Annotated in this window: 1 rRNA gene (running past one end of the window); it reads left to right on the top strand. The window is 53.6% G+C overall.

The annotated features are described in order from the left end of the window. Nucleotides 1-190 precede the first annotated feature (190 nt). Nucleotides 191-590 (top strand): 16S ribosomal RNA (locus CYJ76_RS13295) (it continues 1,268 nt past the right edge of the window).

Here is a 590-nt window from a genome sequence, read left to right on the forward strand (position 1 = left end):
ACGGTTGCTTTACACTCGTAATCCGTCGCAACGTGGCCGCCACTGATTGTGTGGTGTGTTTGTTGTGTGCGTAGGTTGTTTGAGAACTCAATAGCGTGATGAACCAAGTTTAGATACTTTGTTGACCAACCTTTGTGTTGATTCTGATGCATTGTATGTCTTTATCACTTTTGTGACTTGTTTCAGTGCTCCACTGGCCCCTATGGATTGTGGGTTGGTGGTGGTTACGCCAGCGCATGCAAGTCGAACGGAAAGGCCCTTTGCTTGCAAGGGGTACTCGAGTGGCGAACGGGTGAGTAACACGTGGGTGATCTGCCTTGCACTTCGGGATAAGCCTGGGAAACTGGGTCTAATACCGGATAGGACCATGCTTTAGTGTGTGTGGTGGAAAGTTTTTCGGTGCAAGATGAGCCCGCGGCCTATCAGCTTGTTGGTGGGGTAATGGCCTACCAAGGCGACGACGGGTAGCCGGCCTGAGAGGGTGTACGGCCACATTGGGACTGAGACACGGCCCAGACTCCTACGGGAGGCAGCAGTGGGGAATATTGCACAATGGGCGCAAGCCTGATGCAGCGACGCCGCGTGGGGGA

Origin of the sequence: Kytococcus schroeteri, from assembly GCF_002847825.1 — a bacterium.
GTDB classification, from domain to species: domain Bacteria; phylum Actinomycetota; class Actinomycetes; order Actinomycetales; family Dermatophilaceae; genus Kytococcus; species Kytococcus schroeteri.